Here is a 23,167-nt window from a genome sequence, read left to right on the forward strand (position 1 = left end):
TCGTTTATTTAAAAAATCCCTTCTGAAAAGGGATCGATGCCGAAGCCCGAAATGCCTGCAGCTTGGCTGACAAGGCATGGCGTTCTTCTTTCGTACACATGACAAAATAGGCAAACAACACATACGCTCCGGATGCCGCAAGCGCCGTCATGATCAGGGAAAGCAGGCTGTCGATCGAAAAAAAGAACTGCATGGCAAACAGCACGCCCAATGTAAAGGAAGCTCCGGCAAGCGGCGCGTAAATCCCTCTATAGAAAACCCGTTTTCTCTCGCCTGTGATGATCGATGCGTAAATCGGCGTGAAGACAACGTTTTTCAGCATTAAGGCAACAGCTCCGGAAATTGCAATCCCGTAAAGCCCAAGGCCTGCAGGACCGCTCAAAACAATAGCCAAGAGCAAGTTGCAGCCTCCGAAGGCGACCGTTGTCAAAGCCGGCGTTTTCAGTTTGTTGTAAGCTGTGAAAATGTAAAAAAGCGGCGCCGGGCTTAATGAAACAACCAAGTATCCGGCATGTATCAATAACAGCCATTTTAAATGCTCGAATGAAGGGCCGAGCCAAAGCGTAAGAAACGGACCGGCAAGCCCGCCCAAGAGCGCCGCCGGCAAAGCGAGCAGAATTCCGTTAAACCTGACGGCCTGATTGGCGTAGCGGACAAGCCCTTTTTTGTCGCCTTTTGAATAATAAAGCGTAATCGTCGGTGAAAAAACGGCGGCGAGCGTGCCTGACATCGTCCGTATTAACAGCGGAAACTGTATGATCGCCGCATACATCCCGGACGCTGAAACGCCCAGCATAACATTGGCGACCATCAAGTCGATTTGCAGAAAAAGCAGCACACCGATCTGGCTGACAGAGCTCCATCCCCCAGCCTGCAGCAGCTTCTTGCATTTTTTCAGCGACATATCCTTGACGCGAAACCTATACCACGGAATTAATTTTTTAAAAAACAGAATCGATAAAATGGACGCCGAGACTGCAGCGATCAGAGTCGCAAGCTGAATGTGCCAGATTTTCGGCGCAAACCATGAGAAAATGCACAGTACGCTCACAACGCGGATGAGCATTTGGACGGCCTGGATCGAGCTCGTGATATAGATTTTATTGGCGAAGAACGGCCCGGCGGCAAACCCCGACATGAAAAAGGTGAGTAAAAATAGCATGCTGCCGATCAACAGGGCGATTTGCACATCTCCCAGGAGGCTGGCGGGCACGCGGATGATCTTGTCGACAAAAAACACTGTTCCGGAGAGCGGCACAAGCAAGACAAGGGCAAGGACTAGCGATGACACAATGTAAGTATTCATATAGCCCCGCGCTTCAGCGAGCGCCCCCCTGTGGGCATGAATCGAAAAAAAGCGGACAACGACCGCGCTCAGGGCGACCGTGATAATCGAAAAATAATTGATCATATTTTGCGTTAAATTAACGAAACCGAATGCCTCCACCCCGAGGTTTTTGATCACAAACGGAGTCAGCCACATTGAAAACAGCACGGATAACACAAAGTACGCCATATTGGCGCCGAGATTCAAGAAAAAGGTCTTATTCAAAAGGCTCATCCCTTACTGGGCAGATTTCGTTTAAAAAACAGTTCGAGCAGGAACGGAACGTTCAGCTTGCACAACAGCAAGACGAGACGTTGACCGATTAAGAGCTTTTCATTGCGAATGGACGTTGATTTGATACATGACTGCACCATCCGATAAGAGAGGATGTCTTTAATATGACGCCTCACCTGCTTTGAAGGCTTCGGTTCGGCGCAGGCATTGGCCAGAAGCATCGGAATCTGGTGCTTGCACATGTATGTTTGCAGATCGTCAGCACATTCATCCAGCAGCTCAAAAGTCTCGTAAAACCTCTTTTTCGCCCGAAATTGCCTTTTCAGGCTTTCATCCATATACGGTTTATAAGGGATCTCCGTCAGGCTTTGCGGATTCGATCTGTACATGTAATAGCCTTCATCGATCGCCTTCACCCGTTTGGCGGCATAAAAAGCATAAAGATTAAACGGCGAATCTTCTGCAAAGCGAATATCTTCATAAAAATACAGCTCGTTTTCTTTCAGCATGCGGCGCTTGTACAGATTCCGCCACACATACCAGATAAACTGGGTTTCGTGCGCCTTTTTCAGCGCGCGTTTAATATCCCAGCTTAAAAGCAGGCGTCCTGCCGGCAATGAAGGCGGAAAATAGGCTTGCTCCTTGCCGTAGCATTTATGATAACCGCACATCACGATATCAAGATCATCTTCCTTGGCGGCCGCGTACATGTTTTCAAACATCTCCGCCGCGACATAGTCATCTCCGTCGACAAACCCGACATAGTCACCCGTCGCCGCCTGGAGACCCGCATTTCTTGCTGAACTGAGCCCCCCGTTCTTTTTGTGGATCACTTTGACTCTGGCGTCCTGTCCGCAATATCGTCTCGCGATCTCACCCGATCTATCGGGAGATCCGTCATCGACGAGGATGATTTCAATATTCTTCAGCGTCTGTCTGAGCAATGAATTGACACATTCTTCGATATAATCTTCGACATTGTACATTGGAACAATGATACTGACATATGGCCTCATTTGATATCACCTATGATTTTTTGTCTTAGATTGATAAAATAATGGTCCCTTGACGGTGGTTCTTGATACGATGAATCGTTTTTGATCAATTCTTCAATCGCGCGGAGGACCTCCCCTGTGTTCGGATTCTCCACAAGCTTCATGAACGGAACATGTTGCAGCCAGCGGAACCCTTCAACAACCTTATGGTCAAACGAACGGATCACAACACAAGGAGTTCCTGTAATCGCGCAAAAGATCATGCCGTGGAGCCGGTCTGTGACGACTACCTCTGCGCCTCTCAGCCGATTCCAAAGCTGATTGAGCTCCTTTTCGCGCGAGACGCGGCTGACCCGTTTGCCGATCGTCGTCGTAAACGTTTTAGCCTCCCCATACTCGTCGCGAACAGCCGAAAGGAGCGTTTTCCGCTCTTCCGGTTTGAGAAAGCTCTCCTTATCTTCCCGCAAACAAACGAATACACCGTCCCGTTCAGTTTGCTGCTCTTTTTTTAAATAGAGCACCATATCGGGCTGCTTCAAAATCGTTTGCTTTGAAAAATGCCGTTTCATAAATTGATAGGTTGTCTCATCGCGCGCCATCATCAGGAGGCGCGGATGGGCATTATAGATCTTTTTCGCCCTCTTCAATTCCCTTTGACCGTAAGGCGTTTCAGAAAAATGGGCAGTGGCCGGCAGCTGAACGATTTTATAATGCTTAAACTTCTTCATGATGAAGCGCCTTGTCCATTCCTCATGTCTGTATAAATCGCCCATATTGCCGCCGCCGATGATGAACACCATATCCTCGGGATGACGGATGCGCCTCAGCGCTTTGGCGTGTTTATAAATCTCATTGATGCCAATCTCAATGACTTCAAAATCGGCAAACTCGTTTTCTACGAATGTCCTGCTTGCCAGGGCAATGGCATGATCGCCCAAATTATCATGGGAAGGAATTAAAGTCAGAATGATTTTCTTCTTGCCTTTGTATTGCTCAAACCGCTTTAACCCCGGCGTTCCCATCATATATTCCGAAGGATATTTCACCTTCAGCAGAAGCCACTCCGCGAGATTGATTTTCCATTCCTGAAAGGTCATGTCCTCACCGCCTATTTTTTCATTCTGTACTCGATCATTTTCTGATAGATTGCTGCGAATCCATACACGGCCGGAATCAGCCGCCAGCGAACCAGCAAAAGAAGCAGCTTTTTCTTTGAATCAAAAGCCGTCAAATCGACGGCTGGTATTTTCCCTCTGAATTCGGGACACGTACAAATACGGCGGATGTTTTTATATTTCTCAGCCGAAGGGCTTTTGTTTCTGCTCTTGACTTCATTCAAAATGCTGTTGCAGCCGTGGTTGATGAGAAAGACCTGCAGTTCCTCCTTTAAAGCCGGGAGCTCCCCGCGCTTTGTCAGGCAATCCATGTTGGCTTCATAAAGGGCAAGCCCGTCGTCAAACAGCCCCGCCTGATACTTTTGGACAATCGAAGACAGGTGAACCCTGTAATGATAAAGCGGCTGTTCCACAAACACCGCAGCATTCGCATAGAGCAGGCATCTAAAGCTGAAATATTGATCTTCGATATTTTCAAGTTCGTCCCGAAGCGGAAAAACGAGCTGATGCTGTTCAATCAGCCTCCGTCTGTAAAGTTTATTCCAGGAAAAACCGCTCACTTTCCCCCTCAGGAGATCTTTGATGAAGGCATCCTTCGGCTTTCCTGCGTATGTTTTGGCGATTTCGGGATAGACCGTTTTCTCCGTATCCTGAATGTCTACCGCGTAATCGCAGATGACGAGATCGGCGTCTTCGGCTTGTGCTTTTTCATACATGGACCGGCAATAGTCCGCTTCAATCCAGTCATCCGAATCGATGAAAGCCAAGTACTCCCCTGCTGCCGCTTCAATGCCTTTATTCCGGACAGCGCCGAGGCCTTGATTTTCCTGAACGATCGTTTTGATGCGGCTGTCTTTTTTGGCAAAGTGGTCGATAATCTTCTGGCTTCCATCCGTCGAACCGTCATTGACGATAATGATTTCAATGTTTTTTAAGGTCTGGCTGACCAGCGATTGTAAACAATTCGGCAAAAAAGCTTCTGTATTATATACTGCGACCAGTAGACTAACTGCTGGATTTTCCAATATGATTACTCCTTTGTCGACATTTTTCACAAGACGGAATCAATCCGCCCGGCCTGATCTACTATCGCTCACCGTTCAAAGATCGTTCTGTACGGGAGCACCGAAGAATCGAACGGCATGAGCATAAAACTGTATAAGAAATAACAGATCAAAATCAAAACATAAAGAAGCGCATTCGATTTCGGCTCAAAAATCCGCACAAAATATGGAACGAGAATCAGCTGATAAAGGCCAAAGTAAATGTTGAACCTCGCAAAAATGACATCCTTTGTCGCCAAAATCCCGAACAATAATCCGATCAGACAAAGGTTGACGATATAATCGATCTCAGGCCAGTGCTTTCGCAGCTGCTCCCTGCAGATGAAAGCGAGCACGAGCGGGAGAAGAAGAACGATGATTTTAATCGCGTTCATCCCGTTTGTGTTTCTCATCAGCCACTCTTCATAGTGTCCGTAGGAGCTGTTTTCCAGAACGACGAGGAATACGGAAAGAAATTTTTGATATAAAAAAGTCCCCGCCAAAAACAGAAGAGTCAGACAGCCGAGAACAGGCGACCACGCTTTTCTTCTGACAATGAAATAGACCGGAATCATGATCAATGCCGAAGAATGAAAGAGCGAGCAGATCAGCACGATCATGGTATAGCGGAGCCAGTTTCCCCTGATCAGATATTTGACCGCCCAAAACAGAACGGCTGCGACCATATACTGGCGGATGCCATTAAATGAGGCATAGTAGTAAAACATGCCGATGAATAAAAACATGCCCAGTTCAAACGGCCGTGCGTATACATAAAGCGTCCGGACGATCAAAATGTAGGTGATCGCGCCCACAGTGACAAACATGATCTGCGGGTCGTCCGTGATCTTATTCAAGATCCATAAAAGCGCTGTAAATCCGGGATCTGTCGACGCTTTGGCGGCGCCGAATCCGAAGATCTCCCCTATGCTCTTGTATTTGCCTGCCAATTCATAAAGCAGCATATACGTTTGGTAATCCGTCCCGACCTTGTATCTTAATCCGGCAACAATGATCAATGACATAAGCGGGATGATGGCAAGAATCGCATTCGGCCGATAGCCTGTCGCGAGTCTGTGATCTTCTCTGCCGTACATTTTCGCAAACCATGACCAGATAAAAACGACCCCCAAATTCAACATATAAACAGCCATGATTTACTGTCCTTCTTGAGCGGGGATCGAATAGATATTCATCAGTCTCATTAAGTTGGCCTTCGCGTCATAGCCTCTTTCCGTCAAGCTGTGCTGAATATCCGGCCAGCGCGGCTTTTCCGTCTGCACCGCGCGAACGATTTCTTCCGTCCACCGCTCAAAACCCGTTTCAAGGCTCACCCTCTGCAACAAACCGAGGCCCAAATCCGTCTCCTCCGTAATGTTGTCGGACACAACGCAAGGAAGACCTGAAGCCTGCGCTTCTACGAGAACGAGCGGCAGCCCTTCAAATAAAGAAGGCATGACGAAAACGTCAAACGTCTGCATGAGCGCCGGAATGTCTTCGACAACCCCGAGAAAATGAATATCGCCTTCCAAACCGAGACGGGCCGCTTTTTCTTCTATTTGCGGGCGCAGCGGGCCGTCTCCCGCGAAAACCGCTTGAAAGGAGATGCCCGAGTTCTTCAAATGTGCTGTGAGATCAAGCAGAAACGCGTGGTTTTTCTGCTCGAAAAACCGGCCGACATGTCCGATGACCATTGTGTTTTCCCGAATGCCGAATCTTCTTTTGATCTCCGCTTTTGCAAGGCTGTTCGTTTCTCTGAAACGGTCAAGGTCAATCCCGTTTTGCAAAAGATGAACCGCTTTGTTCCTCATCTTTTTTCCGCCGAACAAAAACCGGCCGGCATCACGGCCGCAGGCGCATAGAGCCGTAGAATAAGAGAGGATCAGGCGGCGGAATATGTGAAGCTGAACCGTATCCCACAGCCGGGGATTCGGCTTCCAGGCCGTATTATGGGAATGGCAGATCCGGACGGGAACACCGGCAAGCTTTGCCGCCAAAGCGGCGAAGCCCGTCTGAAAATCCGTGTGGGCGTGCACGGCCGAATACGGGCCTTTTTCTATTAAAATGTCCCTGACGTTTTTGATATAGGACATCAGACCGGATTGGCCGATGCTCGGCACATAATAGACGCGGCCGCCGCGGCGGATGATCTCAGGATCATAGTCACACGTTTCCTCCCGGTGGGAAATAAAATCAAATTGAACATGGCGCCGGTCTGTATGGCGGTACATGTTCATAATCATCGTCTCCGCACCGCCTCGGTTCATTCCGCTGACGATGTGAAGCACCCTTTTTGGTCTCGCGCTTCCGTCACTCATGTTTTACGACCCCTCCGCCTTCATTCATCAATCTTTTTTTATGATATTTGTTCATGACAAAAGGTGGCATGAGCCCCCTGATGATCGGTTTCAATACATATACATAGTCCGAAAGCGGCAGTTTCAGCCGTCTGCACGCCGTCAAGACAATACAGGCATTATCGATGGAATAGCTGAGCTTTCTCCTTTTAAACGCCGATTCGTCTTCCCTTACTTTGTACAAAGCTTCCTGAAGATTGTAGCCCTGAAAGCCCGCTTCAAAAAAGCGGAGCCAAAGATCGATATCTTCCATTCTCCTTGTTCGCCGGCCTACACGGTATCCTTCAAGAGCCTGGTAAGCTTCCGTGCGCATCATGATCGTCGCGTGGCAAAACGGGGTCCCCTTCGCCATGATTCTTGGTCCCGGAGAGGGCGGCATCATTCTGACGCCTCTCACACCCTCTTCATCAAAAGCGATCATCCCGCTTCCGACGACCTGATAATGGGACTGGGATTCTAAAAACGCAACCTGTTTTTCAAATCGCCTCGGCAAAGAAATGTCATCGCCGTCCTGGCGCGCGATATATGTTCCTTCCGCATACTTGAGGCAATGGTTTAACGACGACGCCAGCCGCTTGTTTTTCTCATTTCTGATCAGTTTGATTTTACCGCTGTAATGCTCGGCGTATGTCCTCGCGATCTCATAAGTCCGGTCTGTTGAAGCATCATCGCAAATAATCAGTTCCCAATTTTTATAGGTTTGGTCCAAAATGGACTCAATGCTTTCGGAAAGCATGTCTTCACAATTATAGACTCCCATAATGACAGAAACTTTCGGCTTTTGTCCGTCCGTCATCCTTTCTGCCTCCTTTCAGCTGCTTCGTTTTCCATGAAGGAAGAATAAATGCCGGCCATCTCTTTGAGCGTACGCTGCTCCGAATATGCGGCGGCCGTCCTTCTTCCCGCCTCACCCATCTGTTTTCGCAGTGCAGGCAAACGATAAAGCTGCAAGATTCTGTCGCTGAAGGTTCCGGCATCTCCTTGCGGAATCAGAAAACCGTTGACACTCTCCTGAATGACTTCCCGGTGCCCGCGGTTATCCGCTGCAACGGCTGGTTTTCCAGCGGCCATTCCTTCGAGCAGATTCATGCCGAGGCCCTCCCTGATGCTTGATGCGACAGATACATCTGCAAGCTGAATCCATTCGTGAATCTCCTTTTGAAAGCCCGCAAATATGACGGTGGAAGCGACGCCTTTTTGTTCCGCCAGATTGCGGTACATTTCTTCCATCTGCCCTTTGCCTGCAAAAACGAGCTTCAGGTTCGGTGCCCTGTCTTTTAAACATGCTGCCGTTTCGATGAGCAGCGCCTGATTTTTATTCGTGTTCAGCTCCGCCGGATAAATGAGGATAAAGTCATCTTCATTGAATCCATGTTTCCTTCTGAGCAGCATTTTTTCTTTTTCATCGACAGGATGAAACCGGTTCGTATCGACTCCGATGCCGTGGATTTTTTCCGTGCGCATCGTTTTACACAAACCTTTCGCAAGGCGGAAATCTTCTTCATTGATCGTTATCAGGCAATCGGTCAAACGAGACAGCGTTTTTTCAATCGGATAATACAGCAGCCAATTTTTGAAAGGCGCACCTTGGCAAAAATGAAAACCATGTGCCGTATAGATCACTTTTGTTCCTGTTTTTCTCTGCTTTCGGGCGGCAAGCCTGGCCAGCACCCCTCCCATCGGCGTGTGGCAGTGGACGATAGTGTAGCCATTCTCATCTATGATCCGCGAGAGATCGCGATAGGCCGCCAAATTGCTCGCTTGAAGCGGAGAGCGCTTGATATCGATATCGTATTTTTTGTCGACATAGGGAAGGGTCATCTCCCCTTTTGCCGCTACATGAACGTTCCAGCCCTGTTCCTTAAACCATTTTAAATATGGCAGGTGAAAGGCTTTAAAGTGGTAGTCAACCGTCGCGCAAAACAAAACCGTTCTTGGCATGATCATGTCCCCCTAGTGCGCTGTCACCAGCTTTTTCTCATGCTGTCCGATAGCGCTGAACAAACGCTCCCTCAGCTCGTTGTCAGGCAAATACATAAACTCTTCCATAAAGGCCTTCAACACCGTCCATTCGACATCAACCGCCTTGCCGATATGGATTTTTGGAAATACCTGTTCAGCCAGCACTTCATTTTGATTGAGCAGTTCTTCATACATTTTTTCGCCGGGGCGGATGCCGGTAAATTCGATTTTGATTTGATCAGTCGTGTAGCCTGACAGCTGTATCAGGTTTTTGGCGAGGTCGACGATTTTCACGGGCTCGCCCATGTCGAGCACAAAAATCTGTCTTCCCTTGGCAAGCGCTCCCGCTTGAATCACCAGCCTGGAGGCCTCGGGAATCGTCATGAAATACCTCGTCATATCCTTGTGTGTGACGGTGACAGGACCGCCTTTTGCGATTTGCTTTTTAAAGATCGGGATGACGCTTCCCCTGCTGCCGAGCACATTGCCGAACCGGACGGCGACAAACTTGGTTTTGCTTGTTTTGCCGAGATTCATAATCAGCATTTCCGCAAACCGTTTTGTCGCCCCCATTATATTGGCGGGGTTGACCGCTTTGTCCGACGAGATGAGGACAAACGTTTCCACACCGGTTTCATCTGCGGCTTCGGCGACATTTCTCGTCCCCAGAATATTGTTTTTGATCGCTTCTTTCGGACAATGTTCCATGAGCGGAACATGTTTGTGTGCAGCTGCATGGTAAATGACATTCGGTTTATAGCGCTCCATCAGCAAAAACATTTTTTCCCTGTCCTGAATGTCGGCAATTTCCGGATGATAACTGACATTTCGGCCGAATTTCTCTTTTAGCTCAAGCAATATCGAATGAATGCTGTTTTCTCCATGACCGACCAAAACGATCGATTTCGGCTTGAATTTGCTGATTTGCCGGCAAATTTCCGATCCGATCGAACCTCCGGCGCCCGTCACCATTACGACACGGTCCTTGACGGTATTGGAAATTTCGCTCGTGTCAAGCTGAACAGGCTCCCTTCCGAGGAGATCCTCCACTCTGACATCGCGCAGCTGACCGACAGGATGCCTGCCAAGCAAAATCTCGTCGATTTTCGGCATGACTTGCGTTTTTACACCTGTCTGCGCACAGGCTTTATACATCTCCTGCATCTGTGTGACGCTTAACGAGGGGATGGCAATGATGATTCTGTCGATATTCCATCGCCGGACGGCTTCAACAATTTGCTCTTTTCCGCCCAAAACGGGCAGACCCATGATTTCAAGCCGGTATTTTGTTTTGTCGTCATCAATGAATGCGACAGGCTTAATATTCAATTCCGGTTTCTGCAAGAGCTGTTTTGCGATCAAGCTTCCGGCTGAACCTGCTCCGATGATGAGCGCCCTTGCGGAGCCTTTACTTTCCTTGTTCACCTGTTCCCTGATGATCCGCCACATCATCCGTGAACCGCCGATCAACAGCAACTGGAAAAGCCAGCTTAAGCATAAAAGGCGCACGGGGACGGTTTGGAATATCAGCAGCTCAATTGCGATTGTCACCAGGTGTGAAAGGGTGATCGATTTTAAAAGAATGTACAATTCTCCAATGCTCGCATACTCCCACACTTTTTTATAAAGATGAAAACAATGGGCGAATAAGTGCTGGGCGGCAAGCAGAATCAACGAGGTCATCAGCAGCATTTCCGAAGGATACAAATCATATGATGGCAAAATCAGCTGATACCCGATGAAAATAGACAGCAAAACCAAGTACGAATCGAGTGCGGTAATAATGGAAAGCCTTCTCCGATATGTCAATTTCCTACCTCCTAATGTATCTTTCTAGCTTATGGGATCTTTTTAAGGTAAAATCCCATAAGCTAAAAAGATACGGGCGATTTTTAGGATCTAAAATAAGAAAGTACATACAATAAAAATGGGCATTTAACCCGTCCTCACGCCCCGCCAGCGACGACTTGCATCTAAGGCAGCTTCAAAAAACTGCCCACAACAGGGCCGAGTGCCTCCATTGATAAAGGCAAGGAGACATCGCCTGAAAGCGGCAGCGCCGCTTTCCATGTATTACATTGTTGCGTAATTATATTGACGGGCTTTTTTCACTTTCCGTCCGTTTAAGACGGCGCCAAGCAGCTCGCTTTTTGAAGAATGAAGCGCATCCCGCGACTTAATTGCGTTATCGAGCTTTGTTTTTCCGCTCAGGATGACAAGAACGCTGCCATCCACTTGATTCGCCAAAATTTGCGCGTCAGCCACCGGCAAAAGCGGAGGTGAGTCAAAGATGACCAGATCATATCGGCTGTACGCTTCTGTAAGCAGCTCTTCCATAGCCTGGGACGAGAGAAGCTCTGACGGATTCGGCGGAATCGGACCGCTTGTCAGCACATGGAGATTTTCCGCCTGGCTTTCTTGAACGACATGTTCAAGACACGTTTTTTTCATCAGAATATTCGTCATCCCCGACTGGTTGTTAAGCTCAAAGATCTTATGAATCGTCGGCTTTCTTAAATCCGCATCAATCAAAAGAACTTTTTTCTCCTGCTGTGAAAACACAACCGCCAAGTTTGAGGCGGAAAACGACTTTCCTTCTCCTGGAAGGCCGGAAGTGATGAGCAATGATTTGAACGGCTTTTCAAAAGAAGAAAACTCAATATTCGTTCGGATCGTCCGGTACTGTTCGACAATCGGGGCATTCGGCTGATGCAGGGCAACAAGTACCGACTGATATTTGCGAGAGCGTTTTTTTCTAATAGCCAAGCGGCTCACTCCTTCCCGTTTTCACGCGGATGTTCGAATCGTGATCTCCGCGGAACCGGCTTTTTTTGTGTTTCATTTGTTCAATGCTTCCCAAATAGATGAACCCGGCCTCTTTTTCCACTTGAGACGGGCGCGCTACCGTGTCGTCGATAAAATCAAGGAAGAATGCCAAGGCGATTCCGGTCATCAAAGCGGCACCGAACGCCAGCAGCATATTCAATTTGTAATTCGGCCTGACAGGACTCGGAGAATCGACGACTTCAGCCTTTGACAGCACAGTGACACGGTCGGTGTTCATGATGTTTTTGATCTCTTTTTTGAGAACGGCCGTTAAAGTGTTCGCGATTCCGGCCGCCCTTTTCTGGCTTTCATCTTGAACGCTAATATTGATAATCTCCGACTCGCTTTCAGTGCTCGTTGTAATTTTCTCGCTTAAGCTGGCCGCTGAATACGGCAAATCAAGCTCTTTTTTAACTTGTTCGAGAATCACCGGGTTTTTCAGCAGCGCCTGAAACGTTCTCGTGTATTGCAGGTTGATTTGAATATCGCTGAAAGTGGCACTTCCCTTTTTCTCATTGACTAAAATCTGTGTTGATGCCTGATAGACAGGGGTCAGCACAAAGTACTGAAAGATGCCGCAAGTCAATGTTGAACATATTGTCAAAAAAAGAATGAGAACGGTTCTTTTTCGTATAATCGCAATCAGTTCTCTAAAATTAATGTTTTCCTTCATGCTTGACTGCCTCCTCAGGAATGCCGTTTGTTAATGATTGGATTATAAAAGAAAAAATTTGAATTGAAAAATGCTGAATTTAGCTATATAGTTCTCTTTAGAGAACAAATTCGTTCGTTTTCTTTTGTTTCCTGTCGATATCTTAAATTTTTGAATTTTATAAAGAACAAATAATTTCTTATAATGAACAAGTAAGCGTTTTAAACTGAATGGCTAGGGGAAGGGGAGGAAAGAGCATGATCGGGAAAGTCATCCGAATGTACCGTAAGAGAAAAGGCTACTCCATCAACCAGCTTGCGGATATAGCAGGTGTATCAAAATCGTATTTAAGCAAAATTGAACGCGGAGTTCACAGAAACCCGTCCGTTGAATTTCTTAAAAAAATCTCCCGGGCGCTGAAAGTTGATTTAAAGGAGCTGTTCGATACCGAAGTCATCCTTTACCGGCGGGCTGAGCATGAAGATGAGTGGAGAACCCATTTGGTGCAGGCCGTACAAGCTGGTATGAATCAGGAGGAACTGTTTCAATTTACACACCGCCTCAAACAAAAAAAGAAAGAGCGGCACCTTTACCGAAACAGGGAGCTGACACAGGCCAACATTGACGAATGGAGAGCCCTTATGCTTGAAGCGAAAGAAATGGGACTGACCGTTCAGGAGATTGAGAATTTCCTCATGAGGACAAGAAACCATTAGTTTACAGCACTCATTCATGTTTAAGAGCTTTTGACTTTAAACCCTTCATACAGATGCTTTAGTTGGCGCAGCAATCAGTCAATCCAAATCAAATCTGCTAAAAATTCCGAATTGTCATATTTATATAATGTTCCCATCAACCGAATGACATACGTCTTTAGCTCCGTTTTCACATGTTTGTCTTATTTACTCAGATGGCGGTCTTTAACCACTCAGTGCTTAAAGACTTTTTGCTCATGTTCATATATAAAGGAAGAAACTCGGATCAAGAGGCTCCTCCCTTTCGGCTCAATGCGCCAAATGCCGGATATAAAGTGACCTTTGTCACCTGACGATTCCTTTGACAGAGGGCGATGCTTTTTTGTTGTGCCGACTGCGGTGAATCTATTAGAATGAAGAAAATGGAAAGCAGGTGATGAATAGATGAAAGTATTAGTGATGGCGTTTCATCCGGATATGGAACAGTCGATTGTGAACAAAGCCTTGGCGAAAGGGCTGCAAGACGAACCGGTTGTTACTTTCCGCGATATGTACAAGGAATATCCAGACGAGATGATCGACGTGGAAAAAGAACAACGTCTCTGTGAAGAACACGACCGGATCGTATTTCAATTTCCTCTTTATTGGTACAGTTCACCACCGTTATTAAAAAAATGGCTGGATCATGTCCTGCTTTACGGCTGGGCTTATGGAACAAACGGGACTGCGCTTCGCGGCAAGGAATTCATGGTCGCAATTTCCGCGGGGGCTCCTGAAGAAGCCTATCAGGCAGGAGGTTCGAACCACTACTCCATCAGCGAACTGTTACGCCCTTTTCAGGCGACAAGCAATTTTATCAGCGCAACCTATCTTCCGCCGTACGTGTTTTACGGAGCCGGTTCAACCGGTGAAAGCGAGCTCGCCGAAAGCGCGAAAACATACAGAGATCATCTTTTGAAATCATTTTAGATCGAAAAAAACCCGACTCTGAAAAGTCGGGTTTCGTTATTTTTTCGGCTATCGTTCACGTTCATCCATCCACTTTTCCCCCCACGCGGCCATCTCTTTAAAGATGCTGTGGAACGCTTTACCTTTTTCTGTTAATGCATATTCAACAGTAATAGGAACCGTTGGGAACACCTTCCGGGAAATCATACCGCTTTCTTCAAGATGTCTTAATGTGTCAGTTAATCCTTTCGTGTTGACGTTTCCCAAGTTCCTTCTGAGCTCGTTGAATCGCCGCTTGCCCTGAATGAGTTCGGCGAGAACCAAAAATGACCATTTGCCAGAGAAAATTTTCAATACATCCTGAATTAAAGAAGAGCATTTTTTATGGTCGACAGCTGAATACATAGCAATTCCTCCATTGCCTCATTCGCCAATTTTGACTTGATCCTACCATATGGACGCCAGAGCATTCAAGAGAACGATCTTACGGTTTATTTTTATAAAGCATATATAAAAAAATTGCGTTCTTGTGGAGCCTCCCGGTGGTTGCTATTGTTATATCAAAAAGGAGAAAAAAACATGAAAAAACAATACGCTTCCTTATTCAACCCGTTTACTTTTAAAAACGGAATCCAATTGAAAAACAGGATCATCATGCCGCCAATGGGGCATTCATCCTCATTGCCGGGAGGATTCATTTCTGATGACGAACTGGTCTATTATGCCGCGCGGGCAATAGAAGTCGGGATGGTCATCACATCTGCGACAACCGTACAGCCCGGAACCGGATTTCCCGGCATCCCCGGAGCTGAGAACGATGAGCAAATCCCAGGATTAACCCGGCTTGCAGCCACTTTAAAGAAACACGGAGCAAAAGCAATCCTGCAGCTGTTCCATTCCGGAGCCAAAGGTATAGAACGAACAGTCAGCGCCAGCGCTGTCGCTCCGAATCAACCGAATGCACCTGTACCAAGAGCGCTGTCTGACCAAGAAATTCAAGACCTTATCCATTCTTTCGGCCAGGCGGCGCGAAGAGCGATCGAAGCCGGGTTTGACGGAGTCGAAATTCACGGTGCAAACGGGTTTCTCATCCATCAGTTCTTCTCCCCTTATTACAACCGGCGCAATGACAGCTGGAGCGGCACTTTAGAAAAACGGATGAGGTTTCCGCTTCAGATCATAGAAGAAATCAGACGCGTAGCGGAAAGCTGCCATAAACCATCCTTTATCATCGGCTACAAATTTTCGCCCGAAGAGCCGGAAACACCTGGAATCACGATGGATGAAACGTTGTCTTTCGTCAATGTACTGCGGGAACAAGCATTGGATTACCTGCACGTTTCTCTCATTGATTTCCGGTCCTTCCCGCGCCGTGGTGCAGACAGATCCCGCACAAGGATGGAACTGATCAAGGAAGCCGCCGGGGACCGCATCCCCCTGATCGGAGCCGGGCAAGTACACACACCGGAAGACGCCCTTCAAGCGCTCGAAACAGGAGCCGATCTCGTCGGAATCGGGCGGGGACTTCTGATGGATCCGGAATGGCTTCAAAAAGTCCAAGCCGGAAAAGAGGCCGATATTCAAACAACCCTGTCAAGACATGATCAGCGAAAGCTCGTGATTCCAGACGCCTTTTGGGAAACTATACCGATGTATATTGATTTCAGCGATTGACGATTTCCCCCCTTATATGGACTATAGATTCATATAAAAAAGGTGTCTTTTCACTTATAATTGATGTCATTTGCAAAAAAATGGATGATAAAAGAGGAACTTAGACCAGTTGAGTCCTAGACATGAGTATATTAGAATGATGGTAATTCAATAACGTCGGGATTGTTACTGTTCATCAGGCAAGACCTAAAATGTGTAGAGGGCAAAGTCTATCTTTCGCCGTGCATAACCTTACACATTTTAGGTCTTTTTTCTGCTCTTTTAAGGGTTGCAATCCTGCGAATAGGGGTGATGATGGGGCGAAGCTTATTTTTAAGACATATGCACACGATCAAAAATCAAAAGGAGGAATTTCGATGAACATCAAAAACATTGCAAAAAAAGCTACAGCATTAACCTTTGCAGCAGCATTGCTCGCTGGAGGAGCGCCGCAAGCTTTTGCAAAAGAAAGCGGAACAAAAGATTACAAAAAAAGCTACGGATTTTCCCATATTACAAGGAAAGACATGCTGAAAATCCCTGAGCAGCAAAAGAGTGAACAATTTAAAGTACCTCAATTTGATGCAAACACGATTCAAAACATTCCTTCGGCAAAAGCTTATGACGGTTCAGGAAAGCAGTTTGATCTAGACGTGTGGGACAGCTGGCCGTTGCAAAACGCCGACGGGACAGTCGCTACATACCATGGCTATCAGCTTGTTTTTGCTTTAGCAGGCAACCCGAATAATGTCGATGACACATCCATCTACATGTTCTATAAAAAGGAAGGCGAAAAATCAATCAACAGCTGGAAAAACGCCGGCAAAGTGTTTAAGGACAGCGATAAATTCGATCCCAACGATCCATACCTAAAACTTCAAACACAGGAATGGTCAGGCTCTGCAACACTGACAAAAGACGGAAAAGTCAGATTGTTTTACACTTCTTTTTCAGGCAAGCAATACGGCAAACAAACACTGGCGACCGCACAGGTTAATTTCTCCCAGCCAGATCGCGATTCACTGAAAATAGAAGGTGTCGAGGATTACAAATCCGTTTTTGACGGCGGTAACGGCACAGTCTATCAAAACATCCAGCAATTCATTGATGAAGGCAATTACAGTTCCGGCGACAACCATACGATGAGAGATCCGCATTATGTTGAAGACCATGGCCACAAATATCTCGTTTTTGAAGCCAATACAGGAACAAAAACCGGCTATCAAGGGGAAAATTCTCTCTTGAACAGAACCTACTACGGCGGAAGCAAGAACTTCTTCAGGGAAGAAAGCAGCAAACTGCTCAACGGTTCGAAGAAAAAGGATGCTTCTTTAGCAAATGGAGCGCTCGGAATCATTGAATTAAACGATGATTATACATTGAAAAAAGTCATGAAGCCATTGATCGCTTCCAATACAGTGACAGATGAAATCGAACGCGCCAATCTCTTTAAAATGAATGGCAAATGGTATCTGTTCACTGACTCAAGGGGCTCAAAAATGACCATCGACGGCATCGGCGAAAAAGACATCTACATGCTCGGGTATGTATCCGATTCTTTAACTGGACCGTTCAAACCGTTAAACAAAACCGGACTTGTGCTGCACATGGATCAAGATTACAATGACATCACATTTACTTACTCACATTTTGCAGTGCCGCAAGCCGAGGGCAACAATGTCGTGATCACGAGCTATATTACAAACAGAGGTATTTCAACCGAACACCACAGCACGTTTGCACCAAGCTTTTTGCTGAAGATCAAAGGATCGAAAACATCCGTTGTCAAAAACAGCATTCTTGCGCAGGGACAATTAACAGTGAACGAATAAATCAACAGAGGAAAATGCCGGTGAATATCGGCATTTTCTTTTCGTATGTCATCTAAGAAAATAAAGCGGGGAATTTGCTTGAAGAAAACAGTATATAAGCGGATCAGCATTTTAACTGTTTGTCTTGGAATCTTCATGGTGATGATGGCTTCAGTCCGGGACTCGGAAAAAAGAGGAGAACACTCGGGCACTCCGGAATATCGGGCGGCATTCCATTTGACAACGCCTGACAAATGGAAAAACGACCCACAGAAGCCTGTCTATTTCAATGGAGAATATCATTACTATTATCTCTATAATCGCGATTATCCGGACGGCAATGGGACGGAGTGGCGCCATGCGGTGTCAGACGACCTTGTGCATTGGAAAGATGAAGGTGTCGCCATCCCGAAATATACAACCAAAAATGGTGATCCATGGTCCGGCTCGGTTGTTGTCGACTCACAAAACACGGCGGGATTTGGCGAGGACACGGTCATCGCCATCATGACACAGCCTTCGGCCGATAACGGAAAAGAAGAGCAATTTTTATGGTACAGCAAAAACGGAGGAAAAACATTTAAGCCTTACAGTGATGAACCGGTTTTGCCAAATCCGGGCACCGTAGATTTCAGAGATCCGAAAGTGATTTGGGATGAACAGGATCATAAATGGGTCATGGTTCTTGCGGAAGGAGAGAAAATCGGTTTTTACGAATCTGCCAACCTGAAAGAATGGCGCTATACAGGAGGATTTCAGACACGGAATATCGGCATTATAGAATGTCCTGACCTCTTTAAGATGCGTGCAGATGACGGGACATACAAATGGGTGCTTGGCGCCAGCGCCAATGGCAAAGCTGATGGAAAACCGAATACGTATGCATACTGGACAGGCAGCTTCAATGGAACGGAATTCTCTGCAGACGATGAAGAGCCCCAGTGGCTGGACTACGGCTTTGACTGGTATGCAGGGGTAACGTTTGAGGACGGTAAGGCCAGCGACCCGTACGGCAAACGCTATGCTTTGGCATGGATGAACAACTGGGATTATTCAAACCGCACGCCGACATGGCGGGAAGGTTTTAACGGCACCGATTCGATCGTTCGCCAAATTCAACTAAAACGAAAAGGCGGCGATTCTTATACTCTCGCCTCTCAGCCGATCGACCAATTGGATGAGCTGACCGTTTCAACCGATGAGTTCGAAAAAATGAAGGTGACCGGTTCAAAAACGCTCCATGTCAAAGGCGACACTTATCAGCTTGAAACGGATATCACATGGTCTGATCTCACAAATGTGGGATTGAGGCTCAGGGAATCAGCAGATCGAAAGCGTCATATCGACACAGGCATTTTTGTTGAAGGCGGATACTCTTATGTGAACAGAGGAGCTACTGGACAGCCGGACAGCACCCGCACGTTTATTGAAAGCAGAGCCCCCTTTGACCCGAACAAAAAAAGAGTTCATTTGACGATTATCGTAGACAAAAACACGATCGAAACATTTATTGATGACGGCCAAACGACACATTCAAATCTAGCATTCCCAGGCATCAATGATACAGGCATCACACTCTTTGCCGAAAACGGGACAGCCGTCTTTGAAAATCTGAAAATCAAACACTTTCGTTCGGTTCGCGATTAGGGAAACGGGTGTCCTTGGGCACCTGTTTTTTTAATGAAAAGACTTGAAAAAATTATCAAAGAGTTTAATATTACAGATATGAATGAGTTATTTGCACTAAAAGAAAAGTAAGGATAAGGAGGAGAAAGGTTGGAGCAGAGGGAATTCAAAGGGAGTAATGGGAGTGTAGTTGTGACACCGACGAAAGTTATACTCAAGTACAGTAGGTTTTTAGGAAGTGGTAAGGGAGAAAAAGAGATCCGTCTGAATAGTATCTCGGGAATTCAACTTAAAAAGCCTGTACTTACTGCCGGCTACATACAATTTTCATTCTCCGGAAGTTCCGAACAAAAGGGAAAAAGTATTTTTGACGCCGTAAAAGATGAGAATACAATTATGTGTAAAAATAAACAACAGTATAAGGGCTTTGTTGAAGCGAAAGAGTTAATAGAAAAATATCTAAATGAAGAGCCTTCGACCAATAACTTCGTCTCAAAACCATCCAGCGCAGAAGAATTAAAACAATTTGCTGACCTTCGTGATCAAGGAATAATCACTGAGGAGGAATTTATTGCGAAGAAAAAACAGATCCTCGGAATTTAAATGAGATATCAAGAACACAAAAGCCCTAACCTGATTCGGACAGGGCTTTTTGAACTAATCTAGACCCCTTTTCAAGCCTTCATTAGCTTAAAGTCATTATGAATATCTCTTAAACGCAGGCGCCCGCCAAAATTTCCTTTATTTAGTCGTTCCTTCACGTTTCGCAAATTATAAAAAGACCGTCGATCGGTTTCGGCAGTCTTCGTCTGATTGAGTTATGTAAATTATTCTTCAGCGTCTTCTAATTTAAGTAACATATTAACATAATTCTTTTCCGTTGCAACCCGTTTGAAATGGTATTTTTCATAAAACTCCACTGCACTGTTCAAAGCCTGTACAGAGACGAATGCGCAACCAGATAGTTTAGAAATTTTTGTACAAACATCGATGGCCGATATTAATATCGTATATCCTATTCCTTGCCTTTGGTACCTCTCATCTACACCGAGATAATGTAATCTAACAGCAGGATAACTTTTTTCTGAATTAGGCAATCTCCAATTCTCTTTTTTTAATTTATCTCTACCCACTTTCGGTACAGATTCATTGAACAAAGTAAAATACCCAACGAGGTCTCCATCTTTATTGAAGAACAGTCGGGTAAGGGTCATGTTATATTCCTGTAACTCCCAAGAATCCTTTTTTAAAAAGATTTCTACATCTTTCTCCGATTCGCATTTGAAATTATCTACTTTTGATCGATGCTCCGGGGAAAGAACCTCGTCAAACAGTTCAACCAGATGAGCCACTCTTCAATCACCTAGATCGTTTTTTCATTTTTCTATAAGCTGCTAGCGCCTCCCGAACACGGATAGCACTTTCGCTCATAGACGTTTCTTTAGAGTAAGCCCACTTTTCAAACGCTTCAGCTTGCTTTTCATTTTCGAATTCAATACGCATAGGCTTGATTGGTTTTGCTACGCCCATTTTATCATCCCCACTTTCGCTCATGTTCGATCACCCTTTTTGAGATGGTAATCGTAATATACATTCAGCGAATAGTCAATGTATATTACGATTATAAAATATTGGCACAACGAAAACAAGTTTTTCTGCACCATACGTTGCCTTTTTTAGGCTTTCCCATCGTAAATTTTTTAATCACCCTTAGGTGGCAAAAGTATGACATGTTTTTGCTCATGGAAAATTTAACGAAAATGATCGGAGAAAACGTCTCAAACGTCCTCTCCGAAATTGTTCCGCTATCTATTCTATTCGCCCTTAGTCATCGCTTTCTTCGTAACGTCGTTATTTTTCCAATACACCCACAGCGAAGCCACTCCGGTAAACGCACAAGCGAAATAAATTGCTGCACATCGTTTTGGCCCCGTCATCGTAAGCGTCTGGTTTACGAGTGTAAGCCCAAGAAGCACGAACCGAGCGACTGCGTTCGCTGTTTTCTTTCCGTAATAGCCGTCGATTCCGTTGTTCTTTGCGCCTTTTTCCGGATAGAAGTAACACGCAGCCAATGCGGTTTGAACCTGCGTTACTTTCTTTCCTTTTGTCAGCGGACTCGTTACTTTGATGATTCCGTCAGAAAACGGATATTTTCCCTTCAAAGGTTTCTTGTACGACTCAAGCGTAGCCTTCGTTTTAGGACAGTTCAGACTATCTACGCCAAGCCCCACCGCCTTCTGGAACGACCGAACCGCTTTTCCTGTTTTAGCTCCGAAAATACCTTCGACCGCACCGCAGTTAAATCTTTCAAGATAGTTTTTCGTCTTAGAAGCCAGTGCTGCTTTAGAAGATGTCGCCTTGCCGCCAAAAGTATCCGTTTCCATACCCGCGATAGTTGAATTGTAAGTGCGGCTTATCAACGAATCCGGACCAATCTCCGCCCCATTCAAAGCCGACTGACTTCGCATAGTTCATCGCTTTTTTAACGTCCGCAGATCCGTAATCGTTCCACAACGAACAAGAAATCGGAGTTAATCTCAAATAAAAACGCCCTTCTTTTTTGAAGGGCTGATCTCTGATAAATCTTATATAAATACTGCATTTTCAGCGATTTTCATTGTTCCTGAAGTTCCAAACTCTGCTTTCCCCGCTGGCTCATTTGCAAAACTAAAGACAAGCAGACTACCCAAAATTAAAGTTCCACAAAGAAATTTCGCTTTTTTCATGACAACGCCTCCGTTAATTTAAGGATTTGATCTTTAGCATGACAAGCTTTCTCAAAGTATTTCGACGAAACTTCAGCGTCTCCCTGCTTTTTGAAATAGTAAGCCACATTTATAGCCAAATCTGCAACATCTGACCACAAATTTTTGTCCTGAAGCTGCTCCATAGCTTTCTCTAAGTCCTGCAAATCATGCTGATCATACAAACAGTATATGATCTTGAGTTTCGCTTGATATACGTTATCATTTTCCTCAATTGCTCGCGATAGGCTTTTTTTGTACCACATACGCGCATCTTCCAGAAAATCCATTTTATATAGAATCCTACTTAGCATGTACATGGAACGAATACAGATGACCGATTCTCGATGCTCAGGTATTTCAATCGCTTTTCTAAAATAAATTTTAGCTTCCGACAACATTTCTCTGCGTTCATGACAAATTCCCAAATTGAAACATCCTAAACTTTCTGAAAACTTATAACCGAAAGTAGCTGCCGTCTTTATTGCCAGGTTATATTGCTTTTCTGCTTCCTCAAACCTGTATAAATCAACGTAATTTGCCGCAATAACCATTTGACAATTGATTCTTTTTTCTTCATATGTATCATGTGCAGTGAAAGATTCGAGCGCTTTTTCCGCATGGTTTAACGAGAAGAAGTTTTGCCTTATTTCATAATAGGCAACAGCCAATCGGTAATGGAACTCCGCTTTCTCTATTTCATCATCAATTTTAATTAGCTTACTTTCCGCGATTCTGTAAAAATTGATTGCCTTTGTGAAATTCTTTTTGTAAAACTCATACATCCCAGAAAAGAAATAAAAATAGTATTGGATCATATTATCCGTTTCTTCTTCCAAAGCCTGTTTTTCTATATCTTTTAACAGACTGCCTGATTCATTGAAGCTCTCAGTCATTAATTTAAAACGAGAATCAATCAAATTAAAATAAAGCAAAACATCCTGGTTCTTCTCCATTTGAGGTAAATTCTTCTGTATCTCTTCCCGCATTTCAGTAGCTTTCGGTACATTATTTTGTTTGATTATCTTATACCATTCATTAATTGCCTGTCCGATTTTTTCATAGGCTATTTTCTCCAACCCCCGGTCATCCTTTCCATCAGTTTTAAATATTCAAAATATTATATTTCCTTTTTCTGCATATAAACTTATTTTACAGAAAAAATGATATATCGACAAC

22 protein-coding genes and 3 pseudogenes are annotated in these 23,167 nt (G+C 45.4%); 6 read left to right on the plus strand and 19 right to left on the minus strand.

Annotated elements, in window-relative coordinates:
* Positions 1–4 precede the first annotated feature (4 nt).
* From P3X63_RS19125 to P3X63_RS19175, 11 genes are all read right to left on the minus strand, one after another.
* Positions 5–1,561, minus strand: coding sequence for an MATE family efflux transporter (locus tag P3X63_RS19125; RefSeq protein WP_236251198.1), 1,557 nt, complete (start codon positions 1,559–1,561; stop codon positions 5–7).
* On the minus strand, positions 1,558–2,577 hold the full coding sequence (locus P3X63_RS19130) for a glycosyltransferase (protein ID WP_026588846.1): 1,020 nt from the start codon (positions 2,575–2,577) through the stop codon (positions 1,558–1,560). The genes P3X63_RS19125 and P3X63_RS19130 overlap by 4 nt, the downstream gene beginning before the upstream one ends.
* Positions 2,574–3,653, minus strand: a complete 1,080-nt coding sequence (locus P3X63_RS19135) for a polysaccharide pyruvyl transferase family protein (protein WP_026588847.1) — start codon at positions 3,651–3,653, stop codon at positions 2,574–2,576. The genes P3X63_RS19130 and P3X63_RS19135 overlap by 4 nt, the downstream gene beginning before the upstream one ends.
* A gap of 11 nt (positions 3,654–3,664) precedes the next feature.
* Entirely contained in the window at positions 3,665–4,696 is a 1,032-nt protein-coding gene (locus tag P3X63_RS19140) for a glycosyltransferase (RefSeq protein WP_026588848.1), read from the minus strand.
* Positions 4,697–4,764: 68 nt separating this feature from the next.
* Positions 4,765–5,868, minus strand: a complete 1,104-nt coding sequence (locus P3X63_RS19145; protein ID WP_026588849.1) for a biofilm exopolysaccharide biosynthesis protein EpsG — start codon at positions 5,866–5,868, stop codon at positions 4,765–4,767.
* A gap of 3 nt (positions 5,869–5,871) precedes the next feature.
* The gene (locus P3X63_RS19150) at positions 5,872–7,032 is read right to left on the minus strand and encodes a glycosyltransferase family 1 protein (protein ID WP_277691683.1); all 1,161 of its coding nucleotides are present in this window, start codon (positions 7,030–7,032) and stop codon (positions 5,872–5,874) included.
* Positions 7,025–7,867 carry a glycosyltransferase EpsE gene (gene epsE, locus P3X63_RS19155; RefSeq protein WP_277691684.1) on the minus strand — a complete coding sequence of 281 codons (843 nt, stop codon included), beginning with the start codon at positions 7,865–7,867 and terminating at the stop codon, positions 7,025–7,027. The genes P3X63_RS19150 and epsE overlap by 8 nt, the downstream gene beginning before the upstream one ends.
* Complete coding sequence (locus tag P3X63_RS19160; protein WP_277691685.1) at positions 7,864–9,012, minus strand: glycosyltransferase family 4 protein; 1,149 nt, start codon at positions 9,010–9,012, stop codon at positions 7,864–7,866. The genes epsE and P3X63_RS19160 overlap by 4 nt, the downstream gene beginning before the upstream one ends.
* A gap of 12 nt (positions 9,013–9,024) precedes the next feature.
* Entirely contained in the window at positions 9,025–10,842 is a 1,818-nt protein-coding gene (locus P3X63_RS19165; protein WP_035428503.1) for a polysaccharide biosynthesis protein, read from the minus strand.
* A gap of 264 nt (positions 10,843–11,106) precedes the next feature.
* Positions 11,107–11,799: a CpsD/CapB family tyrosine-protein kinase gene (locus tag P3X63_RS19170; protein WP_277691686.1), complete on the minus strand. Its 693-nt coding sequence runs from the start codon at positions 11,797–11,799 to the stop codon at positions 11,107–11,109.
* Positions 11,789–12,532 carry a YveK family protein gene (locus tag P3X63_RS19175; RefSeq protein WP_026588855.1) on the minus strand — a complete coding sequence of 248 codons (744 nt, stop codon included), beginning with the start codon at positions 12,530–12,532 and terminating at the stop codon, positions 11,789–11,791. Before P3X63_RS19175 ends, P3X63_RS19170 begins: the two co-directional genes overlap by 11 nt.
* Before the next feature lie 236 nt (positions 12,533–12,768).
* Here P3X63_RS19175 and slrR point away from each other — a divergent pair, with 236 nt between their 5' ends.
* Positions 12,769–13,227: an HTH-type transcriptional regulator SlrR gene (slrR, locus tag P3X63_RS19180; RefSeq protein ID WP_026588856.1), complete on the plus strand. Its 459-nt coding sequence runs from the start codon at positions 12,769–12,771 to the stop codon at positions 13,225–13,227.
* A gap of 423 nt (positions 13,228–13,650) precedes the next feature.
* Complete coding sequence (locus tag P3X63_RS19185; protein WP_026588857.1) at positions 13,651–14,175, plus strand: NAD(P)H-dependent oxidoreductase; 525 nt, start codon at positions 13,651–13,653, stop codon at positions 14,173–14,175.
* 48 nt (positions 14,176–14,223) lie between these two features.
* On the opposite strand, the gene P3X63_RS19190 is transcribed toward P3X63_RS19185, so the two are convergent.
* On the minus strand, positions 14,224–14,559 hold the full coding sequence (locus P3X63_RS19190) for a winged helix-turn-helix transcriptional regulator (RefSeq protein WP_026588858.1): 336 nt from the start codon (positions 14,557–14,559) through the stop codon (positions 14,224–14,226).
* 174 nt (positions 14,560–14,733) lie between these two features.
* Between P3X63_RS19190 and P3X63_RS19195 the strand changes: the two genes are divergently transcribed.
* The 4 genes from P3X63_RS19195 (at position 14,734) to P3X63_RS19210 (ending at position 19,847) form a co-directional block, all read left to right on the plus strand.
* Positions 14,734–15,828, plus strand: a complete 1,095-nt coding sequence (locus P3X63_RS19195; protein WP_277691687.1) for an NADH-dependent flavin oxidoreductase — start codon at positions 14,734–14,736, stop codon at positions 15,826–15,828.
* Between the two features lie 356 nt (positions 15,829–16,184).
* The gene (locus tag P3X63_RS19200) at positions 16,185–17,639 is read left to right on the plus strand and encodes a glycoside hydrolase family 68 protein (protein ID WP_026588860.1); all 1,455 of its coding nucleotides are present in this window, start codon (positions 16,185–16,187) and stop codon (positions 17,637–17,639) included.
* 78 nt (positions 17,640–17,717) lie between these two features.
* Positions 17,718–19,265 (plus strand): glycoside hydrolase family 32 protein, encoded by a 1,548-nt coding sequence (locus tag P3X63_RS19205; protein WP_277691688.1) that lies wholly within the window; start codon positions 17,718–17,720, stop codon positions 19,263–19,265.
* Between the two features lie 129 nt (positions 19,266–19,394).
* Positions 19,395–19,847: an SHOCT domain-containing protein gene (locus P3X63_RS19210; RefSeq protein WP_277691689.1), complete on the plus strand. Its 453-nt coding sequence runs from the start codon at positions 19,395–19,397 to the stop codon at positions 19,845–19,847.
* A 224-nt stretch (positions 19,848–20,071) separates the two neighbouring features.
* Here P3X63_RS19210 and P3X63_RS19215 read toward each other — a convergent pair whose 3' ends face one another.
* The 7 genes and pseudogenes from P3X63_RS19215 to P3X63_RS19245 form a co-directional block, all read right to left on the minus strand.
* Positions 20,072–20,596 (minus strand): GNAT family N-acetyltransferase, encoded by a 525-nt coding sequence (locus P3X63_RS19215; protein ID WP_277691690.1) that lies wholly within the window; start codon positions 20,594–20,596, stop codon positions 20,072–20,074.
* Between the two features lie 7 nt (positions 20,597–20,603).
* Positions 20,604–20,798 (minus strand): hypothetical protein, encoded by a 195-nt coding sequence (locus P3X63_RS19220; RefSeq protein ID WP_277691691.1) that lies wholly within the window; start codon positions 20,796–20,798, stop codon positions 20,604–20,606.
* A gap of 260 nt (positions 20,799–21,058) precedes the next feature.
* Positions 21,059–21,394 (minus strand): annotated as a pseudogene (locus P3X63_RS19225) (phage holin); the annotation flags it as partial.
* 114 nt (positions 21,395–21,508) lie between these two features.
* Positions 21,509–21,580, minus strand: a pseudogene (locus P3X63_RS22990) (hypothetical protein); the annotation flags it as partial.
* Between the two features lie 27 nt (positions 21,581–21,607).
* Positions 21,608–21,722: pseudogene (locus tag P3X63_RS19235) on the minus strand (M15 family metallopeptidase); the annotation flags it as partial.
* Positions 21,723–21,829: 107 nt separating this feature from the next.
* Positions 21,830–21,970 (minus strand): hypothetical protein, encoded by a 141-nt coding sequence (locus P3X63_RS19240; RefSeq protein ID WP_277691692.1) that lies wholly within the window; start codon positions 21,968–21,970, stop codon positions 21,830–21,832.
* On the minus strand, positions 21,967–23,067 hold the full coding sequence (locus tag P3X63_RS19245; RefSeq protein WP_277691693.1) for a response regulator aspartate phosphatase: 1,101 nt from the start codon (positions 23,065–23,067) through the stop codon (positions 21,967–21,969). Before P3X63_RS19245 ends, P3X63_RS19240 begins: the two co-directional genes overlap by 4 nt.
* Between the last annotated feature and the right edge of the window lie 100 nt (positions 23,068–23,167).

The organism is Bacillus sp. HSf4 (assembly GCF_029537375.1).
In the GTDB taxonomy this organism is placed as follows: Bacteria; Bacillota; Bacilli; order Bacillales; family Bacillaceae; genus Bacillus; species Bacillus sonorensis_A.